The 16,626-nt window shown below is 54.2% G+C and carries 13 protein-coding genes; 4 read left to right on the plus strand and 9 right to left on the minus strand.

Annotated elements, in window-relative coordinates; all coding sequences use genetic code 11:
• Positions 1 to 37: 37 nt before the first annotated feature.
• The 3 genes from G491_RS36515 to G491_RS0108365 all read right to left on the minus strand — a co-directional run bounded on the left by G491_RS36515 (position 38) and on the right by G491_RS0108365 (position 5,209).
• Positions 38 to 835 carry a FadR/GntR family transcriptional regulator gene (locus G491_RS36515; RefSeq protein ID WP_028314276.1) on the minus strand — a complete coding sequence of 266 codons (798 nt, stop codon included), beginning with the start codon at positions 833 to 835 and terminating at the stop codon, positions 38 to 40.
• 434 nt (positions 836 to 1,269) lie between these two features.
• Positions 1,270 to 2,934, minus strand: a complete 1,665-nt coding sequence (locus tag G491_RS0108360) for a long-chain-fatty-acid--CoA ligase (protein ID WP_028314277.1) — start codon at positions 2,932 to 2,934, stop codon at positions 1,270 to 1,272.
• Positions 2,935 to 2,983: 49 nt separating this feature from the next.
• Entirely contained in the window at positions 2,984 to 5,209 is a 2,226-nt protein-coding gene (locus G491_RS0108365; protein ID WP_028314278.1) for a molybdopterin-dependent oxidoreductase, read from the minus strand.
• A gap of 653 nt (positions 5,210 to 5,862) precedes the next feature.
• Between G491_RS0108365 and G491_RS0108370 the strand changes: the two genes are divergently transcribed.
• Genes G491_RS0108370 through G491_RS0108380 form a run of 3 tightly spaced genes read left to right on the plus strand, consistent with a single transcriptional unit; the run spans position 5,863 to position 9,425 of the window.
• A complete protein-coding gene (locus G491_RS0108370) occupies positions 5,863 to 7,584 on the plus strand; it encodes an amidase (protein ID WP_035218184.1) in 1,722 nt (573 codons plus the stop codon).
• A gap of 32 nt (positions 7,585 to 7,616) precedes the next feature.
• A complete protein-coding gene (locus tag G491_RS29985; RefSeq protein WP_051327127.1) occupies positions 7,617 to 8,126 on the plus strand; it encodes an IS1096 element passenger TnpR family protein in 510 nt (169 codons plus the stop codon).
• Between the two features lie 42 nt (positions 8,127 to 8,168).
• Positions 8,169 to 9,425: a hypothetical protein gene (locus G491_RS0108380; protein WP_028314280.1), complete on the plus strand. Its 1,257-nt coding sequence runs from the start codon at positions 8,169 to 8,171 to the stop codon at positions 9,423 to 9,425.
• Positions 9,426 to 9,551: 126 nt separating this feature from the next.
• On the opposite strand, the gene G491_RS29990 is transcribed toward G491_RS0108380, so the two are convergent.
• Positions 9,552 to 11,135: a metallophosphoesterase gene (locus G491_RS29990; protein ID WP_051327128.1), complete on the minus strand. Its 1,584-nt coding sequence runs from the start codon at positions 11,133 to 11,135 to the stop codon at positions 9,552 to 9,554.
• 394 nt (positions 11,136 to 11,529) lie between these two features.
• Here G491_RS29990 and G491_RS0108390 point away from each other — a divergent pair, with 394 nt between their 5' ends.
• A complete protein-coding gene (locus G491_RS0108390) occupies positions 11,530 to 12,129 on the plus strand; it encodes a flavodoxin family protein (protein WP_028314281.1) in 600 nt (199 codons plus the stop codon).
• A 374-nt stretch (positions 12,130 to 12,503) separates the two neighbouring features.
• Here the strand turns inward: G491_RS0108390 and G491_RS0108400 are convergent, their stop codons facing one another.
• The 5 genes from G491_RS0108400 to G491_RS0108420 all read right to left on the minus strand — a co-directional run bounded on the left by G491_RS0108400 (position 12,504) and on the right by G491_RS0108420 (position 16,626).
• Complete coding sequence (locus G491_RS0108400) at positions 12,504 to 13,046, minus strand: carboxymuconolactone decarboxylase family protein (protein ID WP_028314282.1); 543 nt, start codon at positions 13,044 to 13,046, stop codon at positions 12,504 to 12,506.
• Between the two features lie 35 nt (positions 13,047 to 13,081).
• Positions 13,082 to 14,086, minus strand: coding sequence for a thiamine-phosphate kinase (gene thiL / locus G491_RS0108405; protein ID WP_028314283.1), 1,005 nt, complete (start codon positions 14,084 to 14,086; stop codon positions 13,082 to 13,084).
• Between the two features lie 23 nt (positions 14,087 to 14,109).
• Entirely contained in the window at positions 14,110 to 14,916 is an 807-nt protein-coding gene (gene thiM / locus G491_RS0108410) for a hydroxyethylthiazole kinase (protein WP_028314284.1), read from the minus strand.
• A gap of 25 nt (positions 14,917 to 14,941) precedes the next feature.
• Complete coding sequence (locus G491_RS0108415; protein WP_028314285.1) at positions 14,942 to 15,556, minus strand: DUF3786 domain-containing protein; 615 nt, start codon at positions 15,554 to 15,556, stop codon at positions 14,942 to 14,944.
• 188 nt (positions 15,557 to 15,744) lie between these two features.
• Positions 15,745 to 16,626 (minus strand): dihydropteroate synthase, encoded by an 882-nt coding sequence (locus G491_RS0108420; RefSeq protein ID WP_012609827.1) that lies wholly within the window; start codon positions 16,624 to 16,626, stop codon positions 15,745 to 15,747.

Raw genomic sequence — 16,626 nt, forward strand, 5'->3', positions numbered from 1 at the left:
CCTTCCTCGCCCGATTTAACGGGCTGACGCCCTGATTTCAGGGACCGGGGATGTCGGGCGTGGACGCCCAAAAATCCGCGTCCTGGCCCTCGGCCCGTAGATTGTTTTCCTGGACTTCCCTGTCCTCCAGGCATTTTTGCAGCATGACGTAATGGTAGCCTATATAGGACAACGCCTTCAGAGGCTCGTTGTCGGCAATGGCCTGGGCGGTCTCCCGCCAGTTGCCCGCCGTTCTGGAACGGTACTCGTCGTCTTCGTACAAAACCGCATCGTGAGAGCTTAATCCCAACTGCACGGCCCGCATAATCCATTCAAAAACCGGATTCTTGGTCATCCTGGCCAGCCGGATGTTCAGCCTCCGGTCCAGTTCATGGACCGCATCCATGTCCGGATCTTCCTTGTTAAGCAGGTTTCCCAGTTGGATGGCGCCTTCCAGAAGCTGTTGCTTCTCTTCGGCGTCGGCTCTGGTGATGGCCAGGGTTGTGATGGTCCGGTCCATGCTTTCGCGGAACTCAATCAAGGATTGGGCGCTGATGCGTTGAAGCTTGAGGAACAAGCCTAACGACTCGCTGGCGTTATGAAGCTCCGCCTCTTTAATAAAGGCCCCGCCCTTGGCGCCTTTTTTAATCTCAATGAGCCCTTTTTGCTTGAGCGCCCGAAGGGCCTCCCGCACCACGCCCCGACTGGCGCCGAACTGGACGTGCAAATCCCGTTCGCTGGGCAGGCGTTCTCCGGGCTTAACCCGGCCGTCCATGATGGCCGCTTCAATTTGCAGGGCCACGTCTTCGCCGGCCCTGCCCACCCTGACGGGGGAAAACATGGGATTATCTTTCATAAATTCGGGTTCCTATCGGTAGAACCATTTTTCCCAAAAGGTCCTACATTTAAAAAGACCAAACTCTTGAAAACAACTTTGCCATGAAAAAATATAACAAATATTTTATATCGGTTATATTCTCAGGGCAAGATATTTTTGCACAGAAACGGAGAAAACATCCTCCTGAATGGTCCTGCCATTGAATCCTGACACAAGACCGGCGCCTTGTCAAGGCGCCTTGACAGAAAGGCTTAGCAGACGGACAGAATATCAATATACTATATTAAAACGGACAATTAATAAGTAAATTGGTCGGTAGTTTCGTGGCTTTTTAATGGTCGGACCGAAAAAAATTGCCAAGACGCAAAAAAACCCGCTCCCCCAATACAGGGAAGCGGGTTTTTTTAGGTATGGCGCTTTTGCGGCTCTTGCTGGGGGCGCCGCAGGAGCTTTTACTGATTCTTTTTGGCTTCGTGCTCGGCGCGAAGCACCTTGCGGAGCAGCTTGCCGACGGCGGACTTGGGCAGTTCCTCGCGGAATTCCACCATCTTGGGTTGCTTGTAAGGCGCCAGCTTTTCCTTACTGAAGGCGATGATGTCCTGCTCGGTCAGTTCCTGGCCGGGCTTGGGCACCACATAGGCCTTGACGGTCTCGCCGCGGTATTCGTCCGGGATGCCCACGGTCACGACTTCCGCGACCTTAGGATGGGTGGACAGGACTTCGTCGATTTCACGGGGATAGATGTTGTATCCGCCAGCGATGATCATGTCCTTGGTGCGGTCCACGATGGAGAGGTAGCCTTCCTCGTCCTGGATGGCCACGTCGCCGGTGTGGAGCCAGCCGTCCTTAAGCTGTCCGGCGGTTTCCTCGGGGTTGTTCCAGTATTCCTTCATGACCACGGGGCCCTTGATCAAAAGCTCGCCCTTCTGGCCCGGCCCCACTTCGGTAACGCCGTCTTCGGGGTCGATGAGCTTGATTTCCATGTTGGAAATGGGAATGCCCACGGAGCCGGGCTTGGTGGTTCCCTGGACCGGGGTGCCCAGGCCCACGGAAGTGGTTTCGCTCATGCCCCAGCCTTCGGACATGTTCACGCCCAGGTCGCGGCCTTGCTCCAGCAGGCTCACTGCGATGGGGGCGCCGCCGCTGTTCAGGAAGGTGAACCGGCGGTCCAGTTCCAGTTCCTTGGCCTTGGGATGATTCAGGATCGCGTTGATCATGGTCGGGACCGCAGGCAGGAACATGGGATTCTCCATGAGACCGATGATGCCCATGATTTCCTCGATGTCAAAACGCGGAACCACGATCTGGGTGGCGCCGGTCATGATGGACATGTTCATGGCCACCACGTCGCCGTACACATGGAAGAAAGGCAGGACGGACAGGGTGTAGCGCTTGTCCACGGACAGCATTTCCCAGGCCGGATCGCACCAGAACTTGAGGTTGAAGCAAGCGGCGATCAGGTTGTTATGGGTCAGGACCGCGCCCTTGGGCAGGCCGGTGGTGCCGCCGGTAAACTGGATGAGGGCGGCGTCTTCGCCGTCGATCCGGGGCCTGTTGGGGGTTGTGTCCGTGCAATCGGCCAGGAACTGGGAAAAATGGAACCATTCCTTTTCCAGCTTCAGTTCTTCAGGCGTGCTCTGGGGCATGCCGTTGATGAAATCGGTAACCTTGGTGATGATAACCCGTTCGATGTTCGCGGCTTTGGCCACTTCCTGGATCAAAGGCACGACCATATCAAAGGAGATGAGCGTGCTGACGCCGGTGTTGCTGCACAGGGCGGTCAATTCTTCCGGGGTGTACATGGGGTTCAGGTTGACCACGATGGCGCCCAGGCTCAAGGCTCCGTAATAGGCGACGATGTACTGGGGGCTGTTGGGCAGATGCAGGCCGACCCGGTCTCCCTTTTTAACGCCGGCGTTTTTCAAGGCGTTTGCAAAACGGGAGGACATCCTTTTCAGTTCGATGAACGTGGTTTCGGTCCCGAAAAAAGAAGTAGCTACTTTATTGGGGCAGGAAAAAGCCGTCATGGACAAAATCTCATGGGCTCCAACCTTGGGATAGTTAATGAAAGCGGGTACGCCGGGATCATAACTTTTGTGCCAAAATTTTTCTTCCATCTTGCAGTCCTTTCCAAATCTGGGTCTTGGGGGGTTCTGGGAGGAGGCCCTAATCCAGGGCGCGCACCTCCACGGGGATGCCATTCAGAACAGAATTGTTGGAAACCGGGTCAAATGCCTGGTCATCCGTCAAAAAGTTGCTGTTGATGCCTCCGTAGGCGCGCGCCGCCTTCATGCGGACGCCCGGAAGGTCATGTCCCCAGCCGTGGGGCAAACTGACCACCCCTTGTCTGAGGTTCTCCGTTATCTCTACCGGGACGGTCAGTTTGCCGACCCGGCTTTCTATCTCCGCCATGCCTCCCTGCTTGAGTCCAAGCCTGTCCGCATCCTGGGGATTCACCTGCAAGACGCTGCGCGGGGGGCCTTTCAGCAAGGAAGGTATGTTGGGCAGCCAGGAATTGTTGGTGCGGATATGGCGCCGCCCAACCAGGACCATGTCATCCTGGGGGGAAGCCAGGGCCTGCTCCAGGCGCTCCACATCCTTGACTAAAACCTCCGGGGCCAGTTCCACCTTGGCCGACGGGGTTTTTAAAATGCCCGGCAGACGGGGCTCCAAATGCCCCAAGTCCAGGCCGTGGGGATTATCCAAAAGCGTTTTCAGGCTGAGCCCTTTGGGATTCAGGCCAAAGCCTTCGCCGTGACAGCCGGTTCTGAGCATAAAATCCAGCATACGCTCCATGCCTTTGTATTGGCTCAAGGCCTGGAGGATTTCGTCCTGCTTGCCGAAAAGCGGCGAGCCTTCCCGCTTGCAAGCGCCGCCCACCATCATGGATATGATGAACTCGTCCATGGCCGCCGGATCTCCGGCCGCGCCCTGGCCGCTGAAAATCATGGCCAGCTTGTACAGAATCTCCCATTTATCCAGTTCGTCCTCAGGCTTGGGGATGACCGGCGGGGAATAATTGGCGATATTATGGACGGACAGGCCGTAGAAGCCGAAATCGTATTGCCCGGTGGACAAAGGCCCTGTCGGGGGCAGAATCACGTTAGCGTGGCGTGTGGAAGCGGTGACGTACCAATCCACGGAGACCATGAAATCCAGATTCTCCAGGCATTTTTCCATGCGAGCCGCATTGGGCAGGGCGATGACCGGGTTGGACGCCACGGTGATGAGCGCCCGGATTTGCCCGTCGCCCGGGGTTTCCATCTCGTCGCACAAGGTGCAGACAGGGAGTTCGCCCATGACCTCGTGCAAACCTTTCACCCGGCTTTTCCAACGGCCCAGGCTCCACCCTTTGCCGCCCGCCTTGGTCTTTTTAGGCGCATGGGCGGGGGTGGCGAACATGGCGCCGCCTGGCTTGTCCAGGTTGCCGGTCAGCGCATTGACCACGTCCACCAGCCAACTGGTGAGCGCGCCGAAAGGAACCGTGCAGGTTCCCATGCGGCCGTAAACCACGGCGGATTCGGCGGCGGCCAATTCCCGGGTCAGGTTGCGGATTTGATCCGGCTCCAGGCCGGTGCGTTGGGAAACCGCCTCGGGCGTAAAAGACTGGCATAGAGCCCTGATTTCCTCTACGCCGTTTAAAACGTCGTCCAGGCCGCCCAGGTCAACCAGGTTTTCCTCAAACAAAACCCGGATCATGGCCATGAGCAAAAAGGCGTCTCCGCCGGGCTTAATGGCGAGATGCTCGTGGGCCAGTTCGGCCGTCCGGGTCTTGATGGGATCGACCACAATCAGACGCCCGCCCCTGTCCTTGATGGCGCGAAGCCTGCCGGGCCAGTTGGGCGCCGTGGCCAGGGAGCCGTTGGATTCCAAAGGATTGGCGCCTAATATCAGGAGAAAATGGGTGCGTTCAATGTCAGGGAGAGCAACGTTCGCCACGGACCCGAACATAAGCCCGCTGGAAACCTGCTTGGGTATCTGATCCACCGTGCTGGCGGAAAACATGTTCTTGCTGCCAATGGCTTTCAGCATGGGCCGCAAAGCCAAAATCCCGGCCATGGTATGCACGCAGGGGTTGCCAAGGTAGGCGCCCACGGCGTCGCGGCCGTATTTTTCCACCAGGGGCAAAAGCCCGGCTTCCACCGCTTCAAAAGCCTCGCGCCACGAAACCTCAACAAACTCGCCGTTCTTCTTCACCAAAGGACGGCGTAACCGATCGGGATCATTATGCAATTCATGCAATGCCGCGCCTTTTGGGCACAGGTATCCTTTGGAAAACACGTCCTCTTTGTCTCCGCGAACCTTGACGGCGACGCCGTCCTTCACATCGATCTCCAGCCCGCAAGTCGCCTCGCAGAGAGGGCACGTCCTGATAGCGGTGTATTCGCTCATGAAGCCTTCCTTTCCTTTGCCGCCTGCAATTCAGGTGCGTGTTTAACGCTGTTGCCGATTGCAGGCGAAATGCTTTGGGGGATTCTTATTAAGGCGTTTTTACGGCCCCGCCGCCGTCCAAACGATCTTAAGAGGGAAGGTGAATTATACTGAACGGTATATTTATGTCAACCGCATATTTCGGCCGACTAAGGACCTGTTCCATTTCAGCCGGATTTAAACCAATCCCCCGCCAGCCCGCTGAAATGATTTATAGCGTTGAGCTATACTATATAAAATTCTTAGTCAGGGGGGGGAAAAAGGTCAAGGCAAAATATTCATCAGCTATGCCGTCCCGACTTTGATTTGAAAGGAATATTTAAAAGGTCTTGAAATTACGCGGTATCGTAAGACGAATTCTTGAAGGCCTCTGCAATTCATAAAATCCGGCGTTATGATTCTAATTTACCAATCGAAGAGAACGGTAGTATTTCAACGAATCACCTCTTCCTGGCCGTTTTTTAGGCGGCAAAATTTTCATTTGCATAATCGGGAGCAAGTTTAGGCTAATATTCTGAAATCAAAGGAATATCAAGGGGAAGTCTGGACATTGAGCGTCAAAGGGGATATAGGGGGAAGATAAATCTTCATTTTTTTCTTCCAGGGGGCCTGCCATGAAGCCTGACAACGTCACAAGTAAAGGAGTGAATCGCCGTATTTTTCTGGCTGTCTGCTCGGGTTTGGGGCTTGCCTCCACTGGCCTGCCCGCTGCTTTGGCGGCAGTGGCTCCGGACGGAGAAGCCGTTACATTGCAAATGATGGAACAGGCCGAAGCCCTGGCCGGGCTATCCTTTACCCTGGAGGAGCGCCGTGAGATTGTTGAACGGCTGAGTTATCAAAAACAAATATTCAAAGCCCTCAGGGACTTGCGATTAGGCAACCAGACGCCCTCCCCCCTGCACTTCAATCCCCTGCCGGCAGGAAAGGGGCTTCCGGACATAAAATCGGGCGACTCCCCCGCCCCGGAGCCCCGGGTTGAGGGAGTAAAAAGCATTGAAGACGCGGCGTTTTTACCGGTAACTGAATTGTCAGCTCTGCTGGCGCAAAGGCAAATCACCTCCCTGGACCTTACCAGGATGTATCTGGCCCGCTTGAAAAAGTTCGATCCCGTCTTGAAATGCGTGGTAACCCTGACCGAGGATTTAGCCATAGAGCAGGCAAAGCGGGCGGACAGCGAAAGAGCCGCCGGAAAGCATCGAGGGCCTTTGCACGGCATTCCCTGGGGGGTGAAGGACTTGTTTGCAACCAAGGGGATTCCCACATCCTGGGGCATGGAGGCGTACAAGGATCGGATCATCGATGAAAACGCGGCTGCAGTGGAGCGGCTGGAAAAGGCGGGCGCCGTGCTTGCGGCCAAGCTGTCCCTGGGCGAGCTTGCAACGGGAGATCGGTGGTTCGGAGGCAGAACCCGCAATCCATGGAACCCGAAAACCGGCTCAGGAGGCTCCTCGGCCGGCTCGGCCAGCGCCGTTGCAGCCGGTCTGGTCGGGTTCGCCCTTGGCACGGAAACCAACAACTCCCTGGTGGGCCCGGCCATGGTTTGCGGCAATACGGGGCTGCGTCCCACATTCGGCAGGGTCAGCCGCTACGGCGTCATGACCGTGGCCTGGAGCTTCGACAAAATCGGGCCCTTGTGCCGCTCTGCGGAAGACTGCGCGTTGGTCCTGGACGCCATCGCAGGCCGTGACGACCGGGACCACTCCACGGTGGATCTGCCTTGCGGCTTTAATCGATACCCAGACGTCCGGCATATGAAAGTCGGTTACGTCAGGGAACTGCTCAGCATGCCTCCCCAGAATCAATACATGGCGGATATTTTAAACGCGCACAAGACCGCTCTGAAGGCCATTGGGGATTTGGGGGCTCAACTGGTCCCCCTGCCGCCATTCGAACCAGGGACGTTTGATAAACTGGTGTATTCCGCATCCATATGCATGGCGGTGGAAGCCGCGGCAGCCCACGAGGATTTGATGCAGGATCTTGGCCCCGAGGCCTTTAAGCACAGCAACTGGCCGGAACGGCTTCGGGCGGCCCGGTTCATCCCTGCCGTGGAATACGTCCAGGCCAGCCGGGCCAGGTCCGTCCTCATGCAGATGGTGGAGGACAAAATGGGCGATGTGGACGTGTTGCTGGGCAGGTTGACTGTTTCCTCCTTGCAAGGCAATTTAACCGGTCATCCCGAACTGGTCATGCCTTACGGCCTGAACGCCCAAGGCCTGCCTGTGAGCATCATCCTGACCGGAAACCTGCACGAAGAATCCAAGCTCATCGCCTTGGGCCGGGCGCTTCAGAATAAAACCGGGCATTACTTAAGGCAGCCGCCGAACTTCACATAACCGTTAACCAAAGAAAGGTAGGAACAATATCCATGCCAAATGACACTACGCGAAAAGGGAGATGGGTTAAAATTGACCCCAGGGTTTTTGTTTTGGATGTCTGCATTTTTCAAGGCCCCATGACCCAGGCATTCATGGAAAAGAATCCGTCCATTTGCCGCACCATTGAAATTCGCGGCGACCAGACTTTGGAAGAATTGCACATAGCCATTTTCAAGGCATTCAACCGCAAGGAAGAGCATATGTACGAGTTCCAACTTAACGGAGAAGGGCCGATGGACCCCAAAGCCGACAGATATGTCCTGCCCACGGAGCACGACATAGACTGTGGAGGCGGAAAACCGGCCGGAACCGTCCTCCAAACCGTTGGCTCCCTGGACTTGAAAAAGGATGACATTTTTGGCTATTGGTTCGATTTCGGAGACGACTGGTTTCATCAAATCAATGTCCAGGAAATCAAACCCAAGCCGGGTCGGGGAAAATATCCAAGAATTACGGACCGGATCGGGGCAAGCCCGCCCCAGTACGCGGATTGGGATTAGGCGGGTTGATGCGGCGGAAAAGATGTTTTTTAAGGAACAAAAATGGCGAAAAAGAAAAAGCAGGAAATAGACGCCCTGTCGGTGCTTTTGGATGGCGCATCCAGGGAAATCATGACGGAACTGATCCATAATCTGGCAGCGGGTAACTCCACAGTAAAACGCCAATGCCTGGAATTCCTTGAGTCCAAAATTCCGGCGTCGCCGGAGATCCATGCAAAGAGCCAGGGAGATATCGTCATGGGGCTTTGGATGGAGGTGGAATTCGACATTCATGAATTGGATGAATACGGAGGCGGGGAATACAGGCAGGAGGAACGCGTTTGGGGGCTGCTGGGCGATATCATCAATCATTTAAAAAAAAAGGATGTGGATGCGGACAGCCGCAGCGAGCTTATAGCGGAAATCCTCCCCTATATCGAAAACGGAAATTCAGGGCTGGAGGATCTGCTTGACGAGGTGGCGGAAGCCGCTTGCTATGACGACGGCGACTGGAGAAACCTGGCTCATGAGTTTGAAAAAATGAACAGTTCCTGGAGAAAACACTGCGCACGAAGTATTTATCGTTCCATAGGAGACAGGGACAAATACCTGGAACTCAGGCTGTCTGACATGCACTATGGCTCCGACTACTATGACCTGACTGCCTACTACTGGAAGATGGGAGAAAAGGAAAAAGCCATCCAAACCTGTGAGGAGGGGTTGCGCAGGGCACAGGGAAGAATGGACGAGTTACAGAAATTCTCGGCCGAGCGCGCCCTGGAAGCCGGAGACCGGAAAAAATACCTGGCGATTCATTTTGACCTTGCCGTGCAATGCATTACGTTGGAAACATACCGGAAATTCAAAAAGAAGTGTACAAAGGAAGAGTGGGCGGAGTATGAAAAACAATTCCTCAAAAAGCTGAAATCCGCGGAAAAATCCAATCAACTGGAAATATATCTGCATCGCAAGGAATACGACAAGGCCATAGGCCTGTTTAAGCAAATGAAATACCCGTTGGGCTGGGATTTTGGAACCGCCGTTGAAGCCGCCAAGGAACTGAAAACTCTTTACCCGGAGGAGGTTCTACGATTCTATCTTTCCGGCCTGGAAGACTTGAACAGCAATCACCCCCGAAAAATCTACGCGGCAAAAGCCCGGCTAATGGCCAAGGTGCGGCAGGTGCTGCTGGACGTCATCAAGGACAAAGCCCGTTGGATGGAATTTGCATGCAAGGTAAAAAAGGATAATGTTCGCCGTCCCGCTTTCCAGGAAGAATTCGCCCATGCGATTCCGGATTGGAACAAACTGGAAGCCTGAGTAGTAAATCCTGGGCGGAAGCCAGCGAGGAGCATCAACTGCTGTACTCGGACAAAGCCGCTGATCTACAATATTAACGGTTTCTTTACCTAAGGGAGCTTTCGGAGCATTTAACCCTTTATGGAATCAATGGGAAACGATGCCAAGAATTGCCAGGGCTTCCTCCAAACCCAGCATGGCGTCTCCATTCACGTCCACATTCAGGTCAATGGCGTCCTCTTGCTGAAATCCGGATAACATCCGTAAAACAAGGATGGCGTCCGTAAGGTTGGTTCGGCCGTCGGAATTGACGTCGCAGGACCCCGAATTGGAGCTTAGGGTAATGCTCACTTCGGAGGAAGCCGGAACAAAAGCCTCTACATACACTGTTTTTACGGCCCCTGCTATGGCCGCCTGGGAGATGATTCCATAGGACGTTTGAATTTCCACGGCGTTAGCGGGCGTTCGGAATTTAATCAGGCAGTGCTCCAAATCCAGGGACAGGTTATTGTCTATGATCGCGGTGTTGGAGTATTTGGTCCCGTCGTTAGGCTGGGAATAGGACAAAGTAAGATTTTGGCCGGCGCTTCCGGCCTGGCATGTATCCTGGGGCGTCAATACTCCGTCTTGCACTTTGATCAGTCTATAGGATCTTTCGCCGTCGCACACTTTGGCGGTAGCCAGGTTAAAAGGCCTGGCCGATGCGCTTCCGCTGTCGGCATGGATGTGACCCCACAACGCGCCGTCCACGCCCAGGACTTCAAGATTTAGCTGGTTGGAAAAGTCATAATGATAAAACAGGACTTTGCTGCTTTCGGAGGTTCCGCACTCCGTAATCAGCCAGTTCATCTGGGGGATTGTAAAGCTGAAATCGCCGAAAACGTCCGGCTGAAAGTTTTCGTAGTTTTCATAGGCTTCCAGGCCGATGAACTTCACGCCATTGTATACAAACGAATAGTTTTGCGTGCGATAGGGATACAAGCCGTTGGGATTTTTCAGGATGTCCCACCCGAAAAAGTCGTACCAGTTGTTGCGGGCGGTTCCGTCGGGCGGCGGTGTGGCGTCCCATCCTCCGATGTCGTTGCTGCCGGGAACCAGGTAAATGGGAACGTTCAGCAGTTGCATGGCGTTTTTGGCAGCAGAAAAATAGCCAATGTTCAGATAGTCCTCCAACTCGCCTTCATTGATGACGTCCCCGGTATGGAGCACGAACTTCGGGTTGATGATGTTGATATCGTCAATCACGGCGAAAAAGTCGCCCAACTCACTCATGTCGTTGATGTATCCGCTTTCGTAGGAATACCGGTGCGTGGTCAGGTGGGTGTCGGTTATCTGAATGAAATACCACGAGTCGTCCGTTTCAGGCTCAATTCGGACCGCGTTGACCGCCGTGTCCGCCTCGATTCCATTGGCCAGCACAACCAAGTCGAACAATTCATAAAAATCCGGAATCGGCGCCTGCACGTTCAGAATATGCCATTCCGTCGTTTCGTCATAAGCGCTTTGCGTAACAGGCAGGTCGATAGAGTACTCTTCGTATTGCAAAAAGGCCTGCCAGCCCGTGGTTTCCTCGGGCGCAGACGCCCAAATCTCAAAAACCTGCCCTGGATTGCATAATTGAGGGATGGAGTGGATGGGGCGTTGAATGACGGTCAGTTTGTCTCCCTGGACGAAATCCCCCTTTCTCTCCATGGAACTGGCCGGATCTTCCTCGGAAAATTCCCCAGCCATAGAAACGCCGTACGAATTCAAAAAAAATACAGCGAGTAGCAAGCACAAAAATTTTCCGGCAAAACAACGCATGAAACAATATTTCTCTCGATAAGCATGGGAACCAAAGTCATGATTGAACCGACGGTCAATACTTAAGTATAGCACGGTGTTTTTTACAAGGAGTATATTTTTCGTTTGAATTTAGTTAGGGAGTTCAATCGCCGGCATATTTGTATAATCATTCAAAATTCCAAAATGTTACAGATAAGTAAACTATGGAGTATATTTTTTTGTTTATGCGGACTTGCCAAGCTGGAAATCCTGGCTATTTTGTACATGTGCGCTTTGGGGAGGGAGGCGCGCAAACGGCGTCTGCCAATAAAAACAACCCAATTAGACAGGAGTTTAAACTATGTACGCACTGGCCGTTAACGGAAGCCCGAGAAGAAACGGAAACACGGAGACTCTTTTAAAACACGCCCTGGCTCCCATAGAAGCCGCAGGATGGGAGACGGAGTTGCTTCAACTGGGCGGGAGGCCTATCCGGGGCTGCATGGCCTGTGAAAAATGCGGTCAAAGGCAAAATCTTCGTTGTGTTTTCGAGGACGATGTATTCAATGATATCTTTGAAAAAATGATTAAAGCCGACGCCATTATTTTGGGCTCTCCCACCTACTTCACGGACGTTTCCGCTGAAATGAAAGCCCTGATCGACCGTTCGGGTTACGTGGCCCTGGCCAACGGCGGCGCGTTCGCCGGAAAGATCGGCGCGGCGGTCGTCGCCGTCAGAAGAGCGGGCGCGGTGCACGTGTACGACACCATCAACCATATGTTTCTCATGAACCGCATGATCGTTCCCGGCTCCATTTATTGGAACCTGGGCGTGGGCCTGGAAAAAGGCGATGTGAAGTCCGACGAGGAAGGCCTTTTGAACATGAAAAACCTGGGTGAAACCATAGCCTGGCTGGGCGCGGCCATGAAGCCTAATTTGGAGGGTTTTCCCAAGTTTTAGAAGGATTAAATACCCATTGTTGGGTTTCGCGGATAGGGATAAGGCTTTTAAAAAAGACAAAGCCACGGTCTGCCCTGCTGAACTTACAAAAATCTTTCCATGCTCTGCCCAACCTACGATTTCTTAAAAAAGTCAGTAGGTTGGGTTGAGCTTGCGAAACCCAACAATAGAAAACCTTGAGCGAATCAAGCTATACGGCCTTTTTTTCTCCTACGAATTTTTTCGATTTCTTCCAAAGCTGGATGAACATTTCCCGCTTGTATTTGCCGGTTCCCCAACTCCAAAATTTTCAATAAGGCCAGAGTTTCTTGTTTTTGCTCATGTCTTTCCGCGTCCCGCTTCCTCGCCTTAAGTCCGTCATCCTTTAAGGACATCTAATCCTCCCTTGCCACCCCCGGCTCCAGTTCGATGGCCAGGGACTCCAGGATGCGGGAGACAGCGCCGTAATAGGCGATGGTCAGGGTCAGTTCCACGGCGACGCGGTCGCCAAACAGGTCCTTGATCTTTTGAAATTTCTCTTCAGAGGCCCGGATGTTCAAGTTTACGTCGTCAGTGTAATCCAGGACGGCCTTTTCCTCTTCCGTGAAGATTGCGGCGTTTTTCCAATCCTTGACCGCTTGGATTTGCTCGTCCGACACCCCCACTTTTTTGCCGATGCGCACATGCTGGGTGAATTCATAATGAGCCTTGTTGACGTAGCCGATGCGGAGGATGGCAAGCTCCCTCAAAATGGGATCCAAATCGCCTTTGGTTAAAATAGCGGTGCCCAAACGCAAAAAATCCCGGCCCATTTTGGGGCTGTGAGCCACGGCCTTAAACAGGTTGAGGACGGGAAAACCGCCTTTTTCGGTTCTCTCGTAGAGTTCCTGCATGATGGGGTCTGCCTGGTCTTTTTCCAACAGGGGAATGCGGGCCATGGGTCCTCCTTATAATTTTGAATTTGGAAATTCTGCTAAAAATGCGTCCAGCCGGTGGATTTGGGATTCCAGGCTGAGCCGTCGGCATCCAGGATGCGAACCTTGGGGTCGCCCTCTTCCATCCGGCCGATGATGGTCATGGAAAAACCGGCCTTGGTCAAAACTTTTTGGACGGCCGGCTGATTTTCTTCGGAAAATGTGAATAGCAGCTCGTAGTCCTCGCCGCCGAACATGGCGAATTCCCATGGATTTTTGCCGGCCGCCTTTCCGACTTCCTTGCAGGCCTGGGACAAAGGAACCTTCTCCGCCCACAAGACGGCGCCCAGCTTGGACTCCTCGCAAATATGGCCCAGATCCTGGGCGGCGCCGTCGCTAACGTCCAAGGCGGCGGTGATCAGGCCCGATGCGGAGAGCGCGCGCCCCAAATCCACTCTGGGGTTTGGAGTAAAGTGGGCTTTAAGGACCGACGCACGAACCTTTTCGTCCACCCGAACCTCGGGCGCCAGAAGCAGGGCCAGGCCTGCGGCGGAGTCGCCCAAAGGGCCGCTGACGGCAGCCAGGTCTCCGGGCTTGGCATTGGACCGGTAAAGCGCCCTGCCCTTTTCCACCTGTCCTAAAAGGGTGATGTCTATAAAGATGCGTTCCGGGCAATGAGCCATGTTTCCGCCGATAATGGAAGCGCCAAAGCGGTCGCATTCCTGTTTGAATCCTTGATACAAACCATCCACAAAGGAAACCGGCGTGGTTTTGGGCATACCCAAGGAAACGAGCATGAAGGTGGGTTGGGCGCCCATGGCGGCGATGTCGCTGATGTTGATGGCGGCGGCTTTGCGGCCAATTTGATCCGGAGTCATGGACTCAGGGAGGAAATGCACGCCCTCCACCTGGGCGTCGCAGGTGATGACAATCTCCCAGCCGGGAGGCCCTTCAAACACGGCGGCGTCGTCGCCTATGCCTTTAACAAGCCCGGCGGCCGGAGTTTTAAGATGTTCGGCGATGCGATGAATCAAGCCAAACTCGCCCAATTGGGATATGTCCATGATGCGCCTCCTGGATTTATGAATCAGGAAACTTCTCTCACTCTGCCGCCCTTTTCGATTTGCTCGGCGTTGAGATTGTACAGGGCGTCATAAAACGCGACCTTAAAGCTGGCGGGCCCTTTGGCCTGGGGCGCTGCGATTTCCGCGGCCAGGCCGTAGCACATGAGCGCACAGGCCGCGGCGGTGACCGGAATTCTTTCCACGGCGGAAAAAGCCGCAACCGCCGTGGTGGAGCTGCATCCAGTGCCGGTCAGGGTGGTCAGCCATTCATGGCCGTTGTCCACCAGCACGGTTCGGGTTCCATCGGAGATGACGTCTTCCTTGCCTGTGATGGAAACCGTGCAATTCTGCTTGGCGGCCAAAGCCTTGGCGACATCCACGGCGTCTCCGCCGGCGGACACAGACTCCACGCCTTTAACCTCGCCGCCCAGGCCGGCCAGGATGGAAACTTCGCCCAGGTTGCCGCGAATTACGGAAACGGAAAGCTCTTCCAATAAACGGTGGCAGGTTTCGGTGCGGTACGAGGTGGCGCCGGCGCCTACAGGATCCAGGATAATGGGAATGCCCTTGTCGTTGGCGGTCTTTCCGGCTTTGAACATCGCCTCGATCCAATGTTTGGACAACGTGCCGATATTTATAACCAAAGCGCCGGCGATAGAAGTCATTTCCTCCATTTCCTCCACAGCGTGGGCCATGACGGGAAGCGCGCCGATGTGCAGGGTCACGTTGGCGGTGTCGTTCATCACCACCAGATTGGTGATGTGATGAACCAAAGGCTTGGAATTCCGGATCATGTCGAGAATTTTAGCGCCGTGAGCGTTCCAGTTCATATTTTCTCCTTTGGAAGATAAATGATTATCTGGCAAGGGCCATAAGGCGGTAAACGATCATGCCCGCCAGCCAGGCAAGGTCTTCGGGAGACAGAAGGTCTCCGGCGCTGCTGTCAAACAGGATATTGGCTTCCGAGGGAAACTCGTCATCGCCCACATACAGGATCATGCGAACCGGAACCCGGGGAAAGGGTTTGAACTCATAGCCGGCGTCGCCGAAATCCAACTCCGAGGCTTCCAAGATCTGGGCGCCTTTATCCAGGCCTTCCAGGTTATGCTCGAAAACATTCTTTAAAGGATCGATGGCCCTTTTGCAAAAGGCGGAGAAGTAAAAGGTCGCCCCGGGAATTTCGCGGTAAGCCACCCAGTCTTCGGAAGGCTGGGCGGTTTTGTCGCCCATCATATAATGCAGGATAAGCACCTGCTCCTGAATGGGAACTTCCGCCTCCGGATCGTCCTGGTCCGTAAAGTCGAAAGAAGGAAAGTCGACCTTATAGGTTCTGGTTAAAAAAGGGACTGTGAGGGTATTTTCAGCAGGGCTTTGAAAACCGGAGCTTGCAGCCAGTTCTTCAAAGGATTCCTTGCTTAATGATTCCACGGCGATTTTCTTTGCATTAAAATAATCGTCGACACGCGCCATAACGCACCTCCTGGAGCGGCCAAGCCGCTGCCGTTTTTTTATACATGTCAAGGCAGGAACCGCCTTGTTTTAGGCGAAAACCCGTTGCAATGCCTCCCTGGCGGGCCGGGAGGCATTGCAACAGGGCCCAAAAAAAGAAAGGCCCCTCCCCCGCAAGGAGGGAAGGGCCTTGATCGAGCATGGTTTGGCTATATTTCGAGCCAGGAGTCGGAGTACAGGGACTCGCCAAGGATAACCTTGGTGGTCTTCACGTAGTCCTGGAGCTCCTTGGTCAGGCCGCCCATATCGGGAGCATTGCCGTCCATGACAGCGTAGATCACGTCTACGATGTCCTGACGTTTGCCCTTGGCGATATCAGTGAGCATGGTGTCTCTGGGGTCGGAAATAACGGATTCCATCCCATATTTTTGCAGCATGACCATGTAAGTCTGGTTCAGGATGGGACGCAGGTGGTCCGGGGGGCCATTGGAGATGTTGGACAGACCGCAGGTGCTCCGGGCGCCGGGGCACATATCCGGAATCATTCCCTGGAAATTCATGAGGCTGATAGCCTGGGGCTGCTGAATGTTCACAGGGGTGACGATGCCATCCACCCAGATTTTTTCGTTGGGAATGCCAGCTTCATTGGCGAAGTAAAGAAGCTCAACGCACAGGGCTGCACGTTCGTTCTCGTCCCTGGGCAGTCCGTCGGGACCCCACATCAGGGCGACGAAGTCGGCATTGTGTTCCACAGCCAGAGGCACCATTTTTTCGTAGCGCTCGGGCCGTGCCATGATGGAGTTGATGATGGGGGTCAGCTTGCAGACGGGCAGAGCCGCAGCAATAGCGTCGATGTTGGAGGTATCCAGAACCAGCGGAACATCGTCCACAACTTCCTGAACCATTTCAACAACCCAAGGCATCAATTCATGGCCGTCTTTCTTAGCAGGACCCAAGTTGATGTCAATGTAGTCCATACCGGCTTCTTTTTGAAATACGGCTTCTTCTTGGATGGGGCCCTTGTCCCTTTCCTTGAAAGCCTTGCCGATTTTTTTGGAGATAACATTCAAGCTTTCGCCAATGAGTAACAT

The sequence above is a fragment of the Desulfatibacillum aliphaticivorans DSM 15576 genome, assembly GCF_000429905.1.
In the GTDB taxonomy this organism is placed as follows: Bacteria; Desulfobacterota; Desulfobacteria; order Desulfobacterales; family Desulfatibacillaceae; genus Desulfatibacillum; species Desulfatibacillum aliphaticivorans.